The organism is Pseudoalteromonas byunsanensis, assembly GCF_001854475.1.
Taxonomy (GTDB): Bacteria; Pseudomonadota; Gammaproteobacteria; order Enterobacterales; family Alteromonadaceae; genus Pseudoalteromonas; species Pseudoalteromonas byunsanensis.
Genome location: NZ_MNAN01000034.1, coordinates 114,635 through 135,647 on the forward strand (window position 1 = coordinate 114,635; position 21,013 = coordinate 135,647).

22 protein-coding genes and 1 pseudogene are annotated in these 21,013 nt (G+C 39.0%); 5 read left to right on the plus strand and 18 right to left on the minus strand.

The genetic code is table 11. The features are described 5' to 3' along the window. Positions 1-3 precede the first annotated feature (3 nt). From glgB to BIW53_RS14870, 3 genes are read right to left on the minus strand one after another with little or no spacing between them, the layout of a single operon-like run. Positions 4-2,232, minus strand: a complete 2,229-nt coding sequence (gene glgB / locus BIW53_RS14860; protein WP_070992794.1) for a 1,4-alpha-glucan branching protein GlgB — start codon at positions 2,230-2,232, stop codon at positions 4-6. Next, positions 2,229-4,214, minus strand: a complete 1,986-nt coding sequence (gene malQ / locus BIW53_RS14865) for a 4-alpha-glucanotransferase (RefSeq protein ID WP_070992795.1) — start codon at positions 4,212-4,214, stop codon at positions 2,229-2,231. Before malQ ends, glgB begins: the two co-directional genes overlap by 4 nt. An 8-nt stretch (positions 4,215-4,222) precedes the next feature. Further along, positions 4,223-4,525 (minus strand): isoamylase early set domain-containing protein, encoded by a 303-nt coding sequence (locus BIW53_RS14870; protein WP_070992796.1) that lies wholly within the window; start codon positions 4,523-4,525, stop codon positions 4,223-4,225. Positions 4,526-4,972: 447 nt separating this feature from the next. Between BIW53_RS14870 and BIW53_RS14875 the strand changes: the two genes are divergently transcribed. After that, entirely contained in the window at positions 4,973-6,910 is a 1,938-nt protein-coding gene (locus tag BIW53_RS14875) for a putative bifunctional diguanylate cyclase/phosphodiesterase (RefSeq protein WP_070992797.1), read from the plus strand. A 704-nt stretch (positions 6,911-7,614) separates the two neighbouring features. After that, the gene (locus BIW53_RS14880; RefSeq protein ID WP_070992798.1) at positions 7,615-7,854 is read left to right on the plus strand and encodes an RNA recognition motif domain-containing protein; all 240 of its coding nucleotides are present in this window, start codon (positions 7,615-7,617) and stop codon (positions 7,852-7,854) included. Between the two features lie 433 nt (positions 7,855-8,287). Here the strand turns inward: BIW53_RS14880 and BIW53_RS14885 are convergent, their stop codons facing one another. Together BIW53_RS14885 and BIW53_RS14890 are read right to left on the minus strand one after the other, a co-directional pair. Further along, positions 8,288-8,572, minus strand: a complete 285-nt coding sequence (locus BIW53_RS14885) for a hypothetical protein (RefSeq protein WP_070992799.1) — start codon at positions 8,570-8,572, stop codon at positions 8,288-8,290. 178 nt (positions 8,573-8,750) lie between these two features. Further along, the gene (locus BIW53_RS14890) at positions 8,751-9,776 is read right to left on the minus strand and encodes a hypothetical protein (RefSeq protein WP_070992800.1); all 1,026 of its coding nucleotides are present in this window, start codon (positions 9,774-9,776) and stop codon (positions 8,751-8,753) included. Between the two features lie 307 nt (positions 9,777-10,083). Here BIW53_RS14890 and BIW53_RS14895 point away from each other — a divergent pair, with 307 nt between their 5' ends. Continuing rightward, positions 10,084-10,656 (plus strand): hypothetical protein, encoded by a 573-nt coding sequence (locus tag BIW53_RS14895; protein ID WP_070992801.1) that lies wholly within the window; start codon positions 10,084-10,086, stop codon positions 10,654-10,656. A 274-nt stretch (positions 10,657-10,930) separates the two neighbouring features. On the opposite strand, the gene BIW53_RS14900 is transcribed toward BIW53_RS14895, so the two are convergent. From BIW53_RS14900 to BIW53_RS14910, 3 genes are all read right to left on the minus strand, one after another. Continuing rightward, the gene (locus tag BIW53_RS14900) at positions 10,931-11,380 is read right to left on the minus strand and encodes a nuclear transport factor 2-like protein (protein WP_070992802.1); all 450 of its coding nucleotides are present in this window, start codon (positions 11,378-11,380) and stop codon (positions 10,931-10,933) included. A 149-nt stretch (positions 11,381-11,529) separates the two neighbouring features. Beyond that, positions 11,530-11,739 (minus strand): hypothetical protein, encoded by a 210-nt coding sequence (locus BIW53_RS20960; protein WP_070992803.1) that lies wholly within the window; start codon positions 11,737-11,739, stop codon positions 11,530-11,532. A gap of 529 nt (positions 11,740-12,268) precedes the next feature. Further along, positions 12,269-12,586 (minus strand): heavy metal-binding domain-containing protein, encoded by a 318-nt coding sequence (locus BIW53_RS14910; RefSeq protein ID WP_070992804.1) that lies wholly within the window; start codon positions 12,584-12,586, stop codon positions 12,269-12,271. 122 nt (positions 12,587-12,708) lie between these two features. On the opposite strand from BIW53_RS14910, the pseudogene BIW53_RS21105 reads away from it, so the two are divergent. Beyond that, positions 12,709-13,021: pseudogene (locus BIW53_RS21105) on the plus strand (IS110 family transposase); the annotation flags it as partial. 33 nt (positions 13,022-13,054) lie between these two features. Here the strand turns inward: BIW53_RS21105 and BIW53_RS14915 are convergent. Both BIW53_RS14915 and BIW53_RS14920 read right to left on the minus strand, forming a co-directional pair. After that, complete coding sequence (locus BIW53_RS14915) at positions 13,055-13,645, minus strand: hypothetical protein (protein ID WP_070992805.1); 591 nt, start codon at positions 13,643-13,645, stop codon at positions 13,055-13,057. A 116-nt stretch (positions 13,646-13,761) separates the two neighbouring features. After that, a complete protein-coding gene (locus tag BIW53_RS14920; RefSeq protein ID WP_070992806.1) occupies positions 13,762-14,052 on the minus strand; it encodes a hypothetical protein in 291 nt (96 codons plus the stop codon). Positions 14,053-14,263: 211 nt separating this feature from the next. On the opposite strand from BIW53_RS14920, the gene BIW53_RS20965 reads away from it, so the two are divergent. Further along, complete coding sequence (locus tag BIW53_RS20965) at positions 14,264-14,440, plus strand: hypothetical protein (protein WP_175442152.1); 177 nt, start codon at positions 14,264-14,266, stop codon at positions 14,438-14,440. A gap of 139 nt (positions 14,441-14,579) precedes the next feature. On the opposite strand, the gene BIW53_RS14930 is transcribed toward BIW53_RS20965, so the two are convergent. The 8 genes from BIW53_RS14930 to BIW53_RS14960 form a co-directional block, all read right to left on the minus strand. Continuing rightward, complete coding sequence (locus BIW53_RS14930; RefSeq protein WP_070992808.1) at positions 14,580-14,948, minus strand: hypothetical protein; 369 nt, start codon at positions 14,946-14,948, stop codon at positions 14,580-14,582. Positions 14,949-15,287: 339 nt separating this feature from the next. Further along, on the minus strand, positions 15,288-15,770 hold the full coding sequence (locus BIW53_RS14935) for a hypothetical protein (RefSeq protein WP_070992809.1): 483 nt from the start codon (positions 15,768-15,770) through the stop codon (positions 15,288-15,290). A 129-nt stretch (positions 15,771-15,899) separates the two neighbouring features. Then, positions 15,900-16,298: a hypothetical protein gene (locus tag BIW53_RS14940; protein WP_070992810.1), complete on the minus strand. Its 399-nt coding sequence runs from the start codon at positions 16,296-16,298 to the stop codon at positions 15,900-15,902. Between the two features lie 603 nt (positions 16,299-16,901). After that, entirely contained in the window at positions 16,902-18,056 is a 1,155-nt protein-coding gene (locus tag BIW53_RS14945) for a serine hydrolase domain-containing protein (protein ID WP_070992811.1), read from the minus strand. A gap of 475 nt (positions 18,057-18,531) precedes the next feature. After that, on the minus strand, positions 18,532-18,783 hold the full coding sequence (locus BIW53_RS20720; RefSeq protein WP_139158861.1) for a hypothetical protein: 252 nt from the start codon (positions 18,781-18,783) through the stop codon (positions 18,532-18,534). Between the two features lie 142 nt (positions 18,784-18,925). Beyond that, on the minus strand, positions 18,926-19,354 hold the full coding sequence (locus tag BIW53_RS14950) for a hypothetical protein (protein ID WP_070992812.1): 429 nt from the start codon (positions 19,352-19,354) through the stop codon (positions 18,926-18,928). A 106-nt stretch (positions 19,355-19,460) separates the two neighbouring features. Then, the gene (locus tag BIW53_RS14955; RefSeq protein ID WP_070992813.1) at positions 19,461-20,330 is read right to left on the minus strand and encodes a PhzF family phenazine biosynthesis protein; all 870 of its coding nucleotides are present in this window, start codon (positions 20,328-20,330) and stop codon (positions 19,461-19,463) included. Between the two features lie 112 nt (positions 20,331-20,442). Then, complete coding sequence (locus BIW53_RS14960) at positions 20,443-20,844, minus strand: hypothetical protein (RefSeq protein WP_139158862.1); 402 nt, start codon at positions 20,842-20,844, stop codon at positions 20,443-20,445. Positions 20,845-21,013: the final 169 nt, after the last annotated feature.

A 21,013-nucleotide genomic window follows, 5' to 3' on the forward strand; every position in this document is an offset into this window, starting at 1 on the left:
GGCTTACCCGGTTATCCAACGCAAATACACAGTTGCTAAAGCTGGAATACTTATTTCAATACTTTGTTCAAAACCATGGGCTGTTTGAGCCACAGTTTGAACCAGGTTTTGTTTACCACCAACCACATCAACACCTGAACCAAATAAGGCTTTATCATCTGTATTTAACACCACTTCGTACACACCCGCTCTGGGCACACCGATACGATATTGATGGAAAACTTGTGGGGTTAGGTGGCAAATGACTACCAATAGCTCTGTATTCTTTTTACCAAAGCGAGCAAAGCTAAATAGGCTTTGAGCGGCATTATCACAGTCTATCCACTGAAACCCTGCTGGGGTGTTGTCACATTCATATAACGCAGGCGTAGTGGTATAAATCTCATTGAGCTTTTTAACGGTTTTTTGAATGCCAGCATGTGATCCGTGGGACAATAAATTCCAATCCAAACTCTGGTTGTGATCCCACTCACTTCTCGGTGCTAACTCACTGCCCATAAACAACAGCTTTTTACCTGGATGCGCATACATAAACGCGAAATAGGCACGCAAATTTGCAAATTGTTGCCAATCATCGCCCGGCATTTTACTAAGCAATGAACCTTTACCATGTACTACTTCGTCATGACTTAATGGCAGAATATAGTTTTCAGAATAAGCATAGGCCATCGAAAATGTCATTTCATGATGGTGGTGCTGACGATAAATCGGATCTCGGCTCATGTAAGCTAAACTGTCGTTCATCCAGCCCATGTTCCATTTAAAACCAAATCCTAGTCCATTGTTATCAACACTATTGGTCACACCTGGCCACGCTGTTGATTCTTCCGCTACCATCATGATGCTCTGATCTTTGCCATAACAACGCTTGTTTACTTGCTGCAAACAGTCAATTGCGCCTAAATTCTCACGACCACCAAACTTATTAGCAATCCATTCACCATCTTTTCGACTGTAATCCAGATAAAGCATAGAGGCGACGGCATCAACCCGCAGCCCATCAATTTTGAACTCATCTAGCCAATACATGGCATTGGCGAGCAAGAAGCTTTTCACTTCAGGGCGGTCATAGTTATAAATGTAGGTATTCCAATCTGGGTGAAATCCTTGCCGTGAGTCCGCATGTTCAAATAAATGCGTACCATCGAATTTGTGTAGGCCATGAGGGTCTGATGGGAAATGACCGGGTACCCAGTCTATCAATATGCCAAGGTTCGCATCATGACAGCACTCTATAAAATAAACGAAATCTTCAAAGCTACCAAAGCGGCTTGTGGGCGCAAATAAACCGACTGGCTGATATCCCCACGAGCCATCAAACGGGTATTCGCTAATAGGCATAAGTTGGATATGTGTAAAGCCCATTTCGCTGACATATGGTATAAGGTCGTCCGCTAATTCTCGATAAGTCAGGTAACGATTCTGTTCCTCAGGGCGGCGCTTCCATGACCCCAAGTGCACCTCATAAATACTCACAGGCGCACTAATATGATTTCGTTTGGCACGCGAAACTTGCTGCTCCTGCATAATAGGTTTGCGCTTAACGAGGGGCTGTAATACCGAAGCTGTACCGGGCGCTTGCTGCATTTTGAACGCAAATGGATCTGCTTTGTCTTGTACATTACCGTAATGATCGACAATGCTGTATTTGTAGCATTGATCGGCCTGTAATTCGGGTATAAAGATTTCCCACACTCCACTTGCAGGATGCAATCTCATAAAGTGCTCACAACGCTGCCAACAGTTGAAATCGCCAATTACCGAGATGCTTTTAGCATTGGGTGCCCACACCGCAAAACGCACACCTTTCACCCCTTCATGTGTTACAAAATGCGCGCCCAAATGTTGGTAAGCATGCTCCAACGTACCCTCATTGAACAGATAAAGTGTAGCCTCATCTAATTGACTACCAAAGCGGTAAACATCGTGCTTAATCTGTTTAGATTTACCGTAAAAAACACACAGTTTGTCTTGGTGAGAAAGACTAGATTTTGTCGTCGTCAACAGATACAGGTCACTATCTAAATATCGTTTTAAAGCATGCTCTTTGCCATTAAAACTAATACTGACCGACGTCGCGCCCGGTAAGTAAACCCTTAGCTCATGCTCTTGTTCGGACACGGCATGAAGGCCTAAGAACGAAAAGGGATCTGAAAAGCAGCCACTTTGTAATGCACTTAGCTGCATTGAATAGTCTCTTATGGGCTTAGTTGTTGATACTACACTGTTCATATTCCTTTCCTGCTTTGTGTTAAGGTGGTAATAAAATCGCCTTTGAGTTTGAATATTTCACTTACATTACTCGATAGCCTGCGCCGCCAATTAGGGTACTCTAAATAGGTTCCAGGAATGTTTACTGGCAGCGTTTGTTCATCCAGATCATCTAACTGCAAACACAGCATTTGAGCCCGAGAGCGTGACAGCGATAACATCAAGCTCTCATATATGGTCACCGCATCACTGTGCACATCAAGATGAGATACGCCAGCATCAAATAACCAACTTAACAATTTACGCTTTTCGTTTTCACGCTTATGCTGCTCATTTTCAAGTTGGTTTGCTTCCAGTAATTTGTACTCAACGCGTAGTAATAAATCATCTCCTTGCCACCACCCGATAAAAGGCGGTACATCATGGTTTGCCACCATAAGCAGAGCTTGATGCCTCAACTTGCTTTGTGGAACAAACTCACCTTCATGGTCTTTTTCAAAGTAAAACAACACATTGCCTAGCATATTAGCTTCTTGCATTGCCGCTTTTATTTCAGACGGTACCACGCCAAGGTCTTCACCTATGATCAGGGTTTGCTGTAATTGTGATTCTATTTTGACCAGCGCCATTAAGTGTTCAAACGGGTAATACACATAACAACCTTGTCTTTTGTCTTCTACCTCAAAACACCACCACAAACGGCGTATTGCCATCACATGATCGATACGAAGACCACCTACAGCGCTCATATTGCTGCGCAGTAACTGTTTAAAAAACTCGTACCTATGGCGCTTAATTTTTTGCGGATTGAGCGCGGGAAGTCCCCAGTCTTGGCCATTTTCAGCCCAAGGGTCTGGAGGTGCGCCGACATGGGCACCTTGTGCGTATAGACTTTTATTTGCCTGATACTCAAGACTCGTATCCCCACACCCAACAGCTAAATCACTGACAAGCCCTATGCGCATACCCATTTGCACCGCAAAGTGTTGGCAATCTTCTAATTGCTGCCACGCCAACCACTGCCAGTAAATTGCCTGCTCGTCTGCACCCAAAGCCTCAAGCGCAGTTGCAAACTCCTCTTGAAAGGCAGTGAACTGTTCGAGCCTTTGCGCTGATTGATTTTGTTCAAAATGCGTATAGAGTGCTCTAAGCAAGCCATATTTGTGCTCACTAACGATAGAGTAATCGATATACGTTTGTTGTTTTTGGTCTTTTAATCGCGATAACGACTGCTGATAAAGCGCTGATAATTCGTCGCTATTTAAAAAGTCGTCACACAATTCAACGGCAATGTATAAAGGATTGAGCAAGCTGCGGTGATTAGGGCTATAGGGGCTGACTCTGTGATGCTGATCACTAAACAGCAGATGTAAAGGGTTCAGCAATATATAATCACACTGTGCTTTTGCACTATGTGAAATCAAGTCTTGCAAGTCTCCAAAATCACCTATTCCTAGGTTTCTATCACTGCGCAAAGTGTATAGCTGTATTGACAGGCCGACTACGTCTGAGCACAAAGGATTGTAGCATTGTGTTGGAACCGACCAAATTTGCGTCTCAAGTTGACCAAAAGGTAAGGACAATTGCGCGTCAAAATATCCAGTAATAATTGGCTCAACCTGATAGGCGACTTCAACATAGCGAACGCCTTCATGTCGATATTCACCGACTACCACCCCACTTGTCAGGTCAAACTGATACTCGTAGTTTAATGCCGCAACCCTCAAGCTAGCTTGCCCATTTATCTGATGATCGGGCAGCTTTAGTTTTAGCAGCATATCACGCTGTTCTATCAAACAGACTTCTTCTACAACACGCTGCCAAGGGGCTATATCCAGCTCAAAGTTAAGGTGTTCTATCAAAGCAGGATCCGCTGTATCTATACCACAACAACGTAACGCCTCGGCCCTGACACCTTGATCAAATACCACATGTTCACCAGTGTACTTCGTGTAGTCATAGCCAATGCCATGCAAATAATAAAGCTGAGATAACCCCTGCATAGGTTCAGCTACACTAGTCGTTGGGTATTAACTACGCTGTTTTCTGTACCAAAACTATTTGGCACATAAGCATCCGCATGATGGTCGTTATCCCACTTAGTGCCATCTATTAGATATTTAAAATGATATTGTTTATCAACAGGCAGCCTCTTTTTTAATTTGAATGCCCCATCTTTTTTTACAAACTTCATTGCGAGTGGCTGCCAATCAGTAAACTCAGCAACGAGCTCTACTTTCTTAGCTTGAGGGTGTGAAAATTCAAAGGTGACTTCAGCTTCATCTTTAGTTTTAAAAAAGCGTTTGGTTAACATAGCAGGCTCCAAATAAACCATTCTGATGGTAATTTTATCCTTGCCACAGTGCCGTGCCTTCAACTGCTTAACAATCGGAAACAGTGGTAGTCATACAAAGAGTAAACCAAATTAGTGTTTACGCTTTATGACAGTGCATTTTTGAAATGTTTTTGCACCTTTTTTGTGCAATACATATCGAATTGGCCTGTGTTTAAGGTTCAAAGTAGATAGAGCAAAACACACACCAATATTTCAAAGGTCAAGGTAAGGTGTACACTTATTTCTGTAAAGTGAATAAAATTAATACTAGTCTCAATGAGTTACGGAAAAACACCACAAATAATTTACATTTTTGCACCTAATTGAACAAAAAAGCATAAAGCCTTAAGTTGTCCATTTCCTTTCTATGCACAATACTTATACATTACCTTGCTTAGAAAGCAGCTATATGGACGTAATTAAGTAATGAGTAAGATATTGAAAATGCTCTGCATTTGTACTCTTAGTTTGTTCGTACTCGGTTACGTTACTAATCTTCTGTGCATCAAGGCGCTCCACTACTTGCATCATCAAACTGATGTAAAACTCAAGACAGTCGACACTGAGTTTGTTCAGCCAAGTGAAAACTTTGCATTGCGTATCTTGCTATATAATTTGCCACTCGTCAGCGCAAACGAAAAAGAGTATGTAAAAATTGCAGAGTCAGTAAATTCTGCGTCACTCATCGAAACACGTTTAGTACTTCAAAGGGCATTTACCAGCACAGAAGCAATTGGTTATTTCATATTAATGGCACTCGCCTTAACGCTACTTTCAAAGTGGCGACGTAAATCATCAAAACGTGACGAAGATTTGGGCATGATTGAACAGCAAGCCATTAATCTGATCAATTCCATATCCCCCTCATCACGGGACAAAGAATGTAAAGGTGATCCCCAAAAACGGATCGCCGCATTACTCGAGCGAGCAAAAGCATCGCTGGCTGATTCAAAACAAAAAAACGCCTGCTTAGCATTCCAGGACAAGCTCACGTTATTAATTGACCGACACGCCTATTTGCAGCATATCGAGAAAAAGCTAAAAACAGCCGCACAAACCAATGAGCGCTGTGGGCTACTATTCATTGATTTAGACGGTTTTAAACAAGTAAATGATGCGTTTGGTCACAGTTTTGGCGACACTATTCTCATCCAAGTGGCACACCGTTTAAAAGACATCGTCAAGCACTATCAACTTGAAGATATCGAACCCACACTCAACCTTGAGCGAAATCTTTCAAGGCTTGGCGGTGATGAGTTTTCTCTGTTTATTCCTCACTTAAAACATCCCAATGTTTGCAATGACATCGCTCAAGCAGTGCTCAATGAAATTGAACGTGATTTTCATCTAGGTAACAAGCTCATCAAAATTGGTGCGAGTATCGGCATTGCTATTTACCCAGAAAGTGCAGCTAGACCGAATGCACTTTTACAAATGGCCGACGTAGCTATGTATCGAGCAAAATCGGATGGTCGAGGCATATTTCGAGTATATTCCCCTGAAATGGGTAACAAGATGCGTCGTTACCATTATCTGCTCGAAGAACTCAGAACGGCGATATCTGAAAACAATTTTCACTTGTCTTTTCAACCCATTGTTCACGTAGAAGATTGCGCCATCGATTATTTTGAAGCATTAGTTAGATGGCACCACCCAGTGGAAGGCATGATAGCACCCGATGAATTTATCCCCATTGCGGAGGAAACTAACCTTATCCTTGAACTAGGCGATTGGATCTTAACCACTGCTTGTAGACAAATGTACTCGTGGTACAAAGCAGGCATGAAACAAGTTCGAATTTCGGTGAACGTTTCAGGCGTGCAACTCAAACACCGAGATGTACATCAATGGGTTAAAGCAACATTACAAAGCACACAATTGCCCGCTCAGTCACTAATGTTAGAGATCACAGAGTCAACACTCATTACTGCCAGCAACAAGATAATAAAACAACTTGAAGAATGTAGAAAAATGGGCGTAACCATTGCCATTGATGACTTTGGTACAGGGTTTAGTTCATTAAGTACACTGGCCGATTTGCCAATTGATGTACTCAAAATTGATAAGCATTTTATAAACCAAGCCAAGTGTAACACAAAGTATCAGCAAATACTGCGCTCTATCAGTGAACTAGGTAATCAACTTTCTTTACGCGTTATTGCTGAGGGCGTTGAAGAGCTTGAACAGTTTGAACTGGTTAAAAGTATGGGGATCCGTTGCGTCCAAGGCTATCTGGTAAGCAAGCCGCAAAGCTCACAAAGTGTCGGCAACAAGGTACTAAAAACCGGCATGAATCAAATGGCGGCCACAGGCACCGGCGTATGGTTGCCAGATGACAAGAGATATGACCCTCCAGCCCACTAGCCAGAGCCATTTGGTACATGCATTAATATTTTTGATGTATTCATAGTGCTCACCAAGAACCGTAATTGCTTTGAATTAGCACTACGCTTTGTGATGAAGCAACTTAGGTAGAGAAGAGTTTAATAGTGATCTTTTACTGGTACCTGCCAAATGAAAAACTGCTAGCAGTCCGTCAAAGGCAAGTCAGTTTGAATAAGTCTTGACTTGTTACCCGTCGCATATGTGCTGTGAGTTCAACCGATGGATGCAGCGCACCTTCGCTCATTGAAGGTCATTTTTACTTGCCAGGATGTTGTATAGCGCTTCGCTTATGTCAACATACCGCGTTAAAGCTTTTTTTGCGATTTCCTAGGTTGATGAATGGCACTTTGAATTAGGCACTTTGGGTTATCAAATTTGCGTTTATATCGAAGTGGGTCAAAGCCACGCCATCGGACATTGCTCAACACCATCGGCAGCAATGACATTCAAAGTACAGCCGTAAGTTTATTAGCACGTCGATTGTTCTAAATTTTGCGCTTTTTTCTTTGCTATAACCCCAAAAAATCAAACAAAAAATAAATGCAAAATAGCAAAAAACATGAAGTGACGACTTTTAGGTGTAAGCGCTTGTTAGATAGAATTTTCAAGGTAGGCGATCAATAACTTGGTTTGTTACCCGTAACCTGCCACACTTAGCTCGCATTTTATATTAGGTAACCACTATGAAGCTTTTAGTTCGCAATTTAGAGCGTACAACATCTGAACATGAAATTCGTGTTTTATTTTCTTCTCACGGCACAGTAACTAAGTGTAATCTAGTTTTAGACCAAAAAACTAGCCAATCAAAAGGCTTCGCATTTGTTGAAATGCCTAACGAAAACGAAGCAAAGACAGCCATTGAAAAATTACACCTTTCAACTGTGGATAATAGCAAAATCAGAGTTAAATTAGCTCAAAACTAAAAACCATAAGGGTCAGTAAACCAAAGGTATTACTGACTCAATATCAGTTTTACCGGTTTGTACCTAGCGCCGTTTTATACGGAGAACTGCTTGTTATATTTTTGGCCCAATCAGAGATAAGAAAGGGCATATTAAAGCGACTTCCTTTTTACTTTAAACATTATTACAATATAAAAATCTAGCTAAAATTTCACCGCCCATAACCTTAAAACCCTTTTTAACGCAAATACTTTTTACTAAGCATTAATAGGCTTTATAATCTCAACCATATTAAAAATATAACTAGCCACATTATACTTTATAAATAGAAAACCCAATATAAATAGTAAAAACAAAAGCTTTGACCACTCCGTAAATGCTATTAGTAAGCTAGAGGATAAAATTATAAGATCAAATATAAGCGGCTACAGCTAATACAATAGAGTAATACCTGCTAGGTGCAGGTACGTTCAATTATCTCTTGTTGCTTTTCAATTTTTCGCTCATCACCTTGAGATTGAGCTACAGCTAAATCAAGCTTTCCATCTCGACACTTATCCGCGAGCTCTTTGTTCATAAGATACATTTGATCTTTTTGGCTCTGTAGCAAGCCTTCAGGGCCGACATACTCAGTTCTATCTTCAGGTTCTAATTCTTTTTGATAAGGTTCATGGTTGGTTGTTGCTGTACACGCACTTAGAGCGAAACTTAAAATAATGGGTGATACTACTTTTAACATTCTAAAATGTTCCTTCAAAACTAATAAACATCAAAACCAAGAAGAGCGCTTTACAAACGAGACTTCTAAAAGCTTTGCTGAGCAGTATAACCTGCTCTTTTCCAATCAAAATTGGTGATTACTCTAGTATACCTGCATCGACCAGTAACTACAGAAATAACCACAAATTCAAGCCAAACTAACTCGCGGGGAATGCAGGTGATGTACACCTTTTGACAGTAAATGAGTACCCATTCTCCAGAGTACTATCTGGTATTATTTCCAAAATTTCATAGTCATTTAACTCAACAACAGATGAATCAATAGACTTGGCACAGCGAGAATAAGTACTGCCTTCATAGTGGAATGCAAAATCTGCGATAAGTTGTTTTACTGTTTGAATATAGGCATTAATTTTTAAATGCTCTCGCCAATCTAATTTTTCAAAAGAATGGTGTAATACTACAGACTCCGAAAGCTGTAATACATCGCTTTGTAATTCACCTATAGCTGGGTCTTCGACAATCAGGCCAAAACTATTCGGCGAGTCTCCCAAACCTAGATGTATTTCTGGCCTAATACCCGATGAATTTGCCATCCACATGATTAACTTTATGAAGATCAAACTGATTAAAAATAGTTGAATTACAGTTGTCGTTACTGGGTAGCTTTTCCTTGAAACGACACTCACTCCGGTATGTTTGAAAGGCTTAAGCATGATTATTACCAGCATGTAAAAAGGCAATATGAGCTGCAATAGTAATAGAGCAATTATAGTGCATGCTAAAACCCAAATAGGTAAATGTAGCAAAATAGACAGGTTTAGTGTGTAGGCTAAATTACCAGCAGAAACCTTCAATACTTCATTGACCAACGATTCAGCACTGGCCACGGCAAAGTTTGTGACACCGGCATAAAATAACAGGATGAGAGCTTTACCTACTAAAGTCTCCCATAATTTTATAAGTCGCGGCCAAAAATCGGTAGCAAAACCAGCAAGGGCCATTACCATAACTGAAATTAAATTATCTAAACAAAATGGTAATATAACCAATGCAGTAAGGTACAACTTTTGTGCTAAGTTCAATGCCTGCCAAAAAGCTGAGAATTGCCCATAACGCAACTTTATATTTTTACGTAAATTTGAAAGTTTACTCGAAGACCCTGAAGGTAAATTTAGATTATCCATAACCGCTAGACCACTGATACAACAATTTATAGTCATTGATTAATATACCATATTAGGGACAAGTTATGGCAATTAAATTTCGCTAAACGACCATAGCGCTTCTAAGACATATGGTGCGTTAAACAATAGCCCACATAAGCTATTAGGTACTCTCTATTTCCATCACATACGCAACTATTTAGCCTTTTTGACCAATTTGTCCGCTTTATCGAATATCATTTTGCTGACTTTATCGCCATGAAAAAATATATCACTGATTTATATGAATTTATAAACTTGGCTCAAGTTATGCTGATATCAGTAAACTTATAGCGACCATAACAATAAAATTTAAGGAAACAATATGGATATTCAATATGTTAAGAAGCAGCAGTACTGGTTAGTTGCACTCGTTGCAGCTTTTGTAGCCGCAACGCTTACTTGGGAACATTTTAATGGCGGAGTTATAAGTCACAACTTACTAAATAACTCTAATTACCCAAGTATTTCCAACTATTGGGGCCTACTGATACTCCCTACTCTAGCCTGGTTCGCCGCGCATACAGTGATAAAACGAATTAAACTTCAACACAATGAAAATATGAGCCTAAATACAGCAATACCAAAACACGTTAAAATGGGTTTTCTTATCATGTTTTGCGTAACAGTTTTGCAGTCAATAGCCTGGGCCCTAGGAAGACCAGATTTAACCATGTATCTTGGGTTAGCGGTGCTGATCACAGGACTATTTATACCAATCTATCGCGCTGAATGTATTCTAGCGAACGTTTTAGCATCTTCCGTAGTGTTTGGAGCGGTTATTCCATTGATTGGAATGCTTGTAATGGCTTCAATTTCAGCTCTGTCGAATTTAGTCATAAAGCCTATGATTGTTAACGGATTAACACGCCTAAAATCAGTAAAAGTCACTCCGTAACATTCGAACTATTCACCATTAGCCTAGTGTCACGGTGCGTGCTTAGCACGCACTGCTTACGCTTTTTTACAACCCTGCGCATGAGTTCGAACAAATGGTCTGTGCACTAATCTTCTTTATTCGCCCTGCGCGATGTTTTCATTAAGGACACAGTCAACCGATGAATATCTAGTGGCCCTTAACGACATCGCGAAGATGAACAAATATAAAAGCAGCTAAAAAGAATCGTTATGCTTACTTGGCCGGAGATGGTTCATATATGTTAGGCTAATTATTAGTCCATGTACCTTCTCATTTGCGTTATTAATCCTTGTTCATTGAACTCCAACACGAGAATAGTACGTCCCTTATAATGCTTAAGCTTTTTATTTTTATAGTATTTTGAGTCTTCATTCACTACTACTACAGCAGTATCAGTGCCTATGATTATATTATCTATAGTCTCAACCACAGACACCATTGAAGCACCTTTATTTATGATCCCTTTTTTAAGTTTACCCTTTCCAGTAAATGAAACACCATACTTAGGATGATGATCGGTAAAATCATCCGTAAAAAATGCTAGATACTTGGCTATTGCTTCTTCATTCGAATTTGGCTGTCTCGCGTTTTCCGATGCCGATATAAATTTTTTAATCAGTTCTGCTGTTGGTGCAGCTTTAGCTGATAATGTAAATAATAAAGTTAATACTATAAATATATTGATAATTAGTTTTTTATTCATTTTATTCTCATTATATTGTTTGGATAACAGGTAGATATCTATTTGCCTAACGCGTTGCTAATAAGAAATTACAAGGGCATGGCTTTTTGTATGTTTTTGTAAAAAGCGTGAGCGAAGTCACTTTCCTAATTTAGCAACTTATAAAATGGCTAGTTACTATCATTGCAACACTTTTCAAACACAACATCATTTTTATGTGAAATAGATAATTTATGAACGTAATCTAGACCATGCATAGGTTCGGGATCTTTACCAACCATATACTTACCAGTAGTTTTTTCAATCACTTTTTTACCAATTTCAACAACAGCTGACCTGTTAAATAAAGCACCTTCGAATAATCCTTGGTAATCGTACATAACATGGATGGCTATTTTTATATTTTCAACCCTATATGGGCGAGCTGCTAGCAGTTCTTCATTAGGATATAGAGCTTAAACTCGTTCTGAGAGTTATCATTGACGTTAAAATCATCTTCGACATTTATATTTCCATTATTATTAAAATCTTTCAAATTTTAACTCCATGTTTGACCAGTACAATTTAAATGCTAACGCCGAAATATGAGGCATATCAAGCTTGGCAAAAATTAGCGAAGAATATTTGTAGATCATTTCAAGACAACAAACCCAAAGCTTTAGAATGAAGACTTTAATCTGCATTTTCTAGCTCGTAGTAAGGGCATCCCTCAATTCTTACTTTTATAGGATATTTTATGAATTCTTGGTAAATATCTTGAAAGTCTAAACTCATCTTTAACTAATCATACCAACGCCGCGTTAAGTGGTGAGCAACGCGACCACCCGACCTAACCCATTGAGCCGTAGCTACTAAAGCTGATTCAAACTACAAATGCCTAGCGTAGCGAATCCATCTTAAAACACTTTATTATGATCGCAGTTTAACAGCCGTACCAAACACTAGGATTTCTGAAGCACCATCAGTAACTGAACTAGTTGTAAAACGAATTCCCACTATTGCATCAGCATTTAACTTTTCTGCATCTTTGATTAATCGTTCTACCGCTATGTTTCGGGCTTCCGTCAACATCTCGGTATAACCTTTAAGCTCACCACCCACAATGCCTTTTAAACCAGCCATGATATCGCGACCTACATGTTTAGACTGAACCACATTTCCATTAACAATACCCAGTACAGTTTCGATTTCCTTGCCCGGTACAGTTTCCGTTGTCGTATAAATCATAATTTCTCCCTATAATATAGACATAATAACTCTCACTCGGTGCTAGCCTCCGAATTTTCGTGGGCTAGCTTAAAGCCAGAGCCATAAATAGTTTGTCAAATAACTAAACAGCAGAGGCCAGTATAAACAAACATAACATACTTTTTGTCAGGCTTGATACACATAAGAAATACATTGAAGTAGCCTATATTGAAGACCTTCGAGGTGCACAACCTATGCACTTTGGCAGAGCACCATCCTCTAAAATTGCCATTACAAATTAGTTCGTCGTTTTGAATTTAAATATACTGAGGTAATACTTCACTTTGTTGATGAAGCTGGCCCCTGCTGTTAATGGATTTATCGGATAATCACTAGCCTTGGTCACTGCTGCTATGTTGTCGCCCCAGCTCTTATTCCTAAAAACCCGGTAAGAAGATTAAAACCGATAAACAAATTTGAGCGTCCATATATGTCCCTTTAGGTTTGCTAGGTTTCCTTGTTATGTTGCAAAAACTCCCAGATATTAATATCTTTTGACAAGCCTAAAATTGCTGACGTCACTACAATTGCCCATTGAGCATAAACATTATTGATAGATAATAAATCCAAAATACTAACCCAAATAAAAGGTTCACTAAATGAACCACTGACAATTGCAACTAAAAATACAGCCACATTGAATAAGCTTATATACCTTCCTAGGTAGCCATTTATAGTGCCTAATATTGCAAATAGCATTATAAATATTAATGAGTGAAAAATGTTAACAGAAAACCTATCAGGAGACTGTTCAGCATAAATCACTCCCATGACCAAAAACAGAATAAAAGTTCCAGAAAAGCCGAAAATAGCAGTTCTGATAATTGGTATCAGGCCATAGCGAAATGAATAATATGTGACCGTAACTCCTGCCGAAATATAAAAATAAACTAACGGGCCACCAGTTTGTAATGCATAAAAGCTTACGTCGCCATCACCAATAGTCAATTGGACAAAAAGTGCAACGACAGCAACGATCATAAAACCAAGGACATTAATTCTAAAATCTCGATTGGTCGCATTTAGAATATTTCTCATGAACAATCCCTTGCAATATAACACCCCAAGCGGGCAATCACCCGTAGGCTAAAATACGGAACGAAGTGACAGGAGCCTGCACGTTAGTATCCCGCTGATTTGGCTTGTTATATGAACTATTTACCGTGAAAAATAGACCAAAAGGTCTCTCTATCTTTATGAATATTCGTTAAAGTTTCGCCTTTTGAAATACAAAGTGCTAACCCTACAAATATAAAAACTAAAGGCAACATTAAACTGAACATTTTTGCTTCAGCATCATTTCTTTCAACTCCATTTAGATTTATGACTACACTCGGGTCGAATAATGTTTCAAATGCTGAGAAAACAAAAATTCCCCCTACACATATAAATAAAACGCCTATAAAACGTAATATATTTTTATAAACATCAACTGGTAAGTACACTCAGACCTAAAATTTCATATAATGCCGCAAATAAACGGCAAAAAATAGCAGGCTAAACTAAGTGAAAAATAAGCGCAAGCCTGCTGTTTTGGGTCCACTGTTTAATTAATTTGTTATGTTTCGTTACTCTCTGTTATTTCAGCGAAAAATACCTGATATTTTTTGACCTTGTATCTTATTTGAATACCAATAGTAAAAAGGAAAGCCAAGTATGGCTGAAAATGCTGTACCAACTGCTGATCCAATAGGGGCAACAATTAAACCAAATATTCCTTGTTCAAGTTTGCCCGATTGTATTGCTGATAGAAAAACTAGAGCTGCACCAAACAAGCCTGCACCAAACCCCAAAGTTGCGGATATGGTTACAATAGAAATAAAGTCGAGCTGAGTTCTAAAGCGCCTTTTCACAAATGTCCCCTGAAACATAACGCCGAAAATAAACGGCAAAAAACAGTTGGCTATAATTTGTGAGGAACGAACAAAGCCAACTGTTCTTTTGTCCACACTTTTAATTTGCCTTGTTAGGGTTACTTAGCCCACTGAAATATAAGTAAAAACATTACTGTTAAAGCACACCACAAAATAGCAATTTTGAACATACTGGATTTACTCATACCTTTAGTTTGTTTGCTATTTTCTACCTTCTGCTTAAATTCAGGGAAAAGCTCTTCTACAACAAGTTCATTATCCAAAAAAGCTTGAGTTGACCAAGCCTTTGGAGATAGCGAAACAACAATTTCAACTTTTCCTTCGTTGGTCTCAAATACTAACCGATCATTAAATTTGAAATTCCATCGTTTTTTAAGTAGTTCCCCATCAAAGTAGTACTTTTCAGAACCAAACATTGAAAAGACTACTTTAAACTCTTTGCCTCTTACGTCGAATGATGCTTCCATACTTTCCTTTTACCCTAACGCCGCAATAAGCCGCGAACAAAGAGAGTCGAGCGACTCAAAGGAGCGTACTTAATTGTTTTGTTACACGTCTATTTATTGTAGCCATATATCCTAACACCAATAGCATTCGTTTCTACATCAAAGCTACCAATTTTATCTAGTTCTTTAGGGATACTTGCAATATTTTGCTCATGAATTTTCTCACCTGATCTTCCATCAAACCGACATAGCGAAGTTGAATAGATTTTGGAATTGCCGATACAAATTAGCTGCTTAAAATGCAGCTAAAAAGAATCGCTATGCTTACTTGAGCGCAGACGGTTCATATGTGTTAGGTGATTACTTACCCTTAAGTTCAAGGCTCCCTATTACAAATGGTCCGCCATTTTCAGAGTCATGATGCTTACTTAGCCAATAACCTTTAATATTACTTAATGAAGGAGCATGAAAAAGCATAACACCATTCCAATGTTCTGTTTTTGTATTCACTTGATAAATTATAAAGGCATATCCATCTAGCATAATTCCTTTACCAGTGAGCTTTCCTCTTACTGTTAGTTCAGGGCTAGTACAAATTAAATTTGTTTCAATTTTAACACCACCAGCTAGTTTAGATATTGTCACGTCATGAAAATCATACGAAAATAGAGGTTTATGAAAATCCGCTTTTGATATCTCAATATCTTCACCAAAACCTTCAAATTGTCGTTTATTACCTAAACTTTTTATAGGTAATCCATATTTGGTTATGAAGGCTGATATTAGTGTCGCAATCACACCCAATATTCCAATGGCAATTGTCCATGTTTCTACATTACTCAATACATTCTCCTTAATATGACGATAATCTGAATCATATAACGCCGCAAATAAACGGCGGAAAATAGCAGGCTAAACTAAGTGAAAAATAAGCGCAAGCCTGTGTTTTGCTTCCACTGTTTAATTAATTTGCTATAAGCCACATACTGGCGAAATGACTTTACCCGAAAGGTCAATTACAACCTTGCGATTAAAGTCTTGTACGGGCAAACCGCTATTAAAAACAACATAGCCAACTTTAAAAACCCAGTAATTATGTGAAGCGCCTTCAGGAGCGACAGATGCAAGATTGTAACTTGTAGCATGTGCCTTTTCTCCATTGCTTAAGTTAGCATTAGCCCAATTTTTGAAAACAGCGCTTACGTCCTTAAAAGAAATGGGCAACTCAGATTCTGTGTCCCAATTTACGCTAGGTGGCACTTGAAGCTTAAAAACACATTTTTCGCCTTTTACTGTCCACCTCTCAAACTCACCTTCACTACTAAAAGAAACACTGCTGAACAATAACAACAAAACTAGAAAGTTACGCATGATCTACCTGTGGCTTATAACACCGCAATATGGGCGTATTAAGCTTGGCTAAAATTCGCGAAGAGTGAGCGCCAGCCAAGCTTTCGACGTCCCACGCATAATTGCCTTGTTAAAAGCCAGCTCCAATGAACCTTTATTTTTGAACTTATTATAGATTTTATAAGTTAAGAACTGGATGAAAAAAGTTAAACCATAAGGCAGTAAAATAATTATACCTACAAGCCAAAAAGCAAACTCATTAATAGTGGTTTAGTGTGGTGTTAAATATTTGGCAGCTACAATAAAAACCACCATAGCTACAACAATCAAAACATTTATACGTTTTTGTATAAAAATCTAATTTGACCACCAAATGAATAATTACATCTGCCATATTCTTAACCTCATTAGAGCTTTCCGGTTATTAACATTCATTACTACTAAATAACATTGACTTTTACCACCTAATATCATTTAGATTAACCATCAGCTTTTAGAAAAATCGTTAATACTAGCTTCTATAATAGCTATTATTCCAACATTGTGGACTTACAGCCAGTCATTTTTAAAAGTAAGTAATACTAAGCGACTGCCTGCATTTATCTTTTGAAAATTTAAATCAAACTAAAAAATTGCAGGATCAGTCACATCCCATATTTTAAGTTTAGTTAGGATTTTCGGCATTTCGTAAGTAAAAACATTTGCATCGAGTGAGGAGCTATTACACATACTAACAAAGGCTACTTGCTCCTTGGGCCTACGAATATAACTAGTACTTGTGCCCATCCATCCACCATTGTGCAGCGTATAATTAGGCTCTATATATTGCCCGTTAGCATAAAAAGTTATTCCATTTTTCTCGTAGGAGTGTTGACTATTTGGCGTATTAAATTGAGCCATCAATTTGTTCGGAGCATCACCTAATTTCGGGGTATAAAAGTGATTATCCCAAATCAACATATCTTCGAGTGTCGAATAAAGACCACCGTCACCCACAACAAAAATATTTGTTTCGTAACGCTTTAATCCATTATCTTTGAATGTTCTATATCCTTCGGCACGGTTAGGTACTATCTCTCGCATATCATCCGCGAAAAAAGTGTTGTGCATTCCAAGCGGTTCAAAGATGTGTTTTGTAGTGTATTCCCGCATGGACATACCACTGACTTTAGCGACTAACTCCGACAATAAAAAGTAAGCGAAGTTACTATAGGCCTGTTGAGTATCAGGCTGATGCTCTAAAGGAAGCGATTTGATGACATCGTAGTATTCTTCTTTGGTCAGGTAGTCCTCATCACCAAGTCTGAACGGACCACCAGCAGCGGACAATAGTGGTTTGGGTAAGAGCGATTTTAGTGTATCGTAATCTGCCATCCCTGAAACATGACCTAACATTGAGTTGATAGTTACTTTTACCCCATAGTCTTTCAAATCAGTAAGATGTTTCCGTATACCATCATCAAGGTTAATTTTCCCTTTTTCTGCTAATAACAATACCGCAAATCCGGTGAATTGTTTGGATACAGATGCCATACGAAATACTGATATTGAACTGAGTGGAACCTGATGTTCGATGTTTGCCAAACCATAGCTTTTCTTAAATAAAAACTGTTGATTCTTAATAATACCTACAGAGCAACCCGGTCCATTAGCTGGAATAGATTCTTCTGCTATTCTATCAATTTCCTTTTCCAGTAGCGTTAATTGGGTTTCGCTTCCCATAACGGCAAATGAAAATAAAAAAATAACCCCAGCGATTCCTTTAATACTTTTATACATTAATTTCCTTTTTTATTATTAACCATTCTGATAGTTGTATAGTTTCACCACTTCCCTTTACTGCAATGATTTCAATTAATAACTAGTACGTCGTAGATTTCCTTTTTTTGTTGAAAAAGTCAACAAAGTGATGAAATAAGCCAAATCGGCTGCTCACAATTATTATTGGCACTGAATGACATATTTCGAAATTCTAATTACGGCAGCTTTAGCCATACAGTGGCCTTAAAGTTATCAGATTTTTCTTGCTAACACGTAAATTTTTTAAGTGGCAAACCAAAATGCAATTGGGTGGTTAGGCTTGATGCAATTGAGTGGCTCTAATGGTAGATATTTTCTAACCAAACTCAACAGCAACTCTTAGGGCTACTAGCGCCTTGCTATACGGCAAAAAATGTTTGGCTAAAATTTGCTAGGTACGAGCACAGCCATGCTTTTTGTGTCCGCCCTTTAAGCACTTCGTTATATGCTGGGGTTAACAACTTCCGCCATCTCCACCACCGCAACCATCGCTCCCTCCTGAACCGCCATCTCCACCACCGCAACCATCGCTCCTCCCCGTATAGCTACCAGAACCACCAAACGAAGAAGTAACTTTACCAATCAACAAAATTAGGAATAGGCAGGATAAAATGGGGCTAAAGATTCCTTCAAAGCCTGATGAAGAAGAAAAGTCAGTGAAATATGAGAATACTGCTAACCCTAAGACGTAGATTAAAGTTTTCATATCCCCCCTTGCCTCTAGGCATATAACGTTGCAATAACGGGCGCTTACCAAGCTACCCAAAGCTGTTTAATCCCTTGTATTGACAACACTTTAAAATCTGCCGCAGTGAAAAAGCGCCCCGTTTATTGCCTTGTTATATAAATTACTCAACAACACCTAAACCAACGGTATCGAAGAGCTCGCTTTCGCTGTCGTTGCGCCAGAATGATAAACCGAGTGCTTCTATTTCATACGAGTAACCATCATCGGTTGAAGTTAGGCTATAGCCAGTAGCTTCATATACCGCCTTTAGAACTTTTTCTACTGGCTCAGAAAGCAAATCAATACCGCAATAGATAGGCTTTATACCACAACCATTAGACAGCTCAATAAACTCTACGGTTGGTTGCTCGCCTTCATAGAATACCTGAAATCCACAATTGAACATGGCATCAGTAGGGTGAATGCTTAACGGTGTCTTTTGGAAACTTTGTACTTCATTTTTGAATGCTGCCAAGACATCCTCGCGAGGCTGCCCCAACTTGACTTCACCTATGCCTTCCCATGGTCTGACTTGAAACTCTAGATTCATTTACTTCTCGATTTTCATAACGCCTCACTAAGAGGAAATTTATTGTTGGCTAAAATGTTGACCGCAGTGAAAACGGCAGCGTTGCGAATCACTCTTAAATGCTTTGTTATACGGAGATTTTCTGCCTGCCGACTTTATGAGCAAAACCACCAACCCTAACCTTAATAATTCCCTGATCGCTCAACTCCACAGACGCTGTAATTCTTGAAACACACTCCATCGCCCGACCTTGCTCAAAAGTAAAGCTATTCGAAGGTGTATTAGGAAGGTGTTTGGCTAAGTAACAAGCTAATGCACCGCTCGCACTTCCTGTCGCTGACTCCTCTGGAATCCCAACCAATGGAGCGAAATTACGACAGCTTGCTGTCACTTTACTTGTTTTCTCACACAGCTCAAAAGCATGGATACCAATTACACCATGCCTTTCACAAAACTCACTAGTTAAATTTTCATTCACTTGAATTTGATCAAGATACCCAAAAGGCACTGGGACAATAATATCAGGTAAGCCTGTTGAAATAACCTCAATCGGTAACCGAGTTGACTCAAGTAGCGTCGAGTCTAGTCCAATTAACTCTGATATAACCTCACAACTAAACTCCCCACGAAATTCTGGTAACTTCAAGTCCATAACTATATGACCATTAGCCTCTATAGTTACCACAAGCAAACCTGCTTTAGTCCTTTGAAGGTATTTACCTTCCGTTATGATCCCGTCTTGATACATTGTCGAAAATGCAGCCAATGTGGCGTGTCCACAGAAATCAACTTCTCCTGTTGTGGTGAAAAAAGACAACTCAAAGTCGGCTTCGTCATCTAGAGATACAAACGCAGTTTCCGAGTAACCAACAACTTGTGCTATTTGTAATTTTTCTTCGTTCGACAAGTGATCAGCGTGAAGCACTACACCAGCAGGATTCCCATCAGTTCCATTCGAAGTAAAGGAATTAACCAAAAAAGCTTCAACGTTCTTCAATATCCATATCTCCGTATAACGCCTTGTTTAACCGGCGCAAAATAGCAGACTAAAATTAGCGACATAGGAGCGCAAGCCTGCTGTTTTGCGTCCTTTGTGGTTTAAACGTTTGTTATATGGCTTCTTGCTCTCGCAACTTAGCTAACTTTTCTTTGCCATAACGAGTATGAGTTAAAATATTGTAACTACCAGTGCATGTGGAAACCACTTTATTATTTGGAATATAAAAAACGTATTTATATCCAGCTCTAATATGAGGTGAACAATTACTTAAACCGGTGTAAACAAATTTTGAGGGGGTATCTGACTTTTTAAAAGTCTCCAAAACTCTAAAACCTACTTTAACCTTCGAGTCACTATCCTTTTCTCCCTCAATTAACTCAGTAGCCAACACTTGAACCAATAAAACCTCTTCAGCTTGATAAAAATACTCTTCATCTGACAAGCCCCCGCATCTACATGCTAAAGCCGAGTTACTTAAAAAAACTAGTAGTAAAAATAATATTATTCGCATACATTTGTCCATATAACGCCCCAATAAAGGGGAAATTAATAGCTGGCTAAAATGTTGAACGCAGTGAAAACAGCCAGCTGTTAATTTTCCCGCTTTATTACCTTGTTACTTATTGAACCTTCTCCCCGAAGTTTAGCGAAAAGCTAAACTTCAAGGCGACGAAACCAAA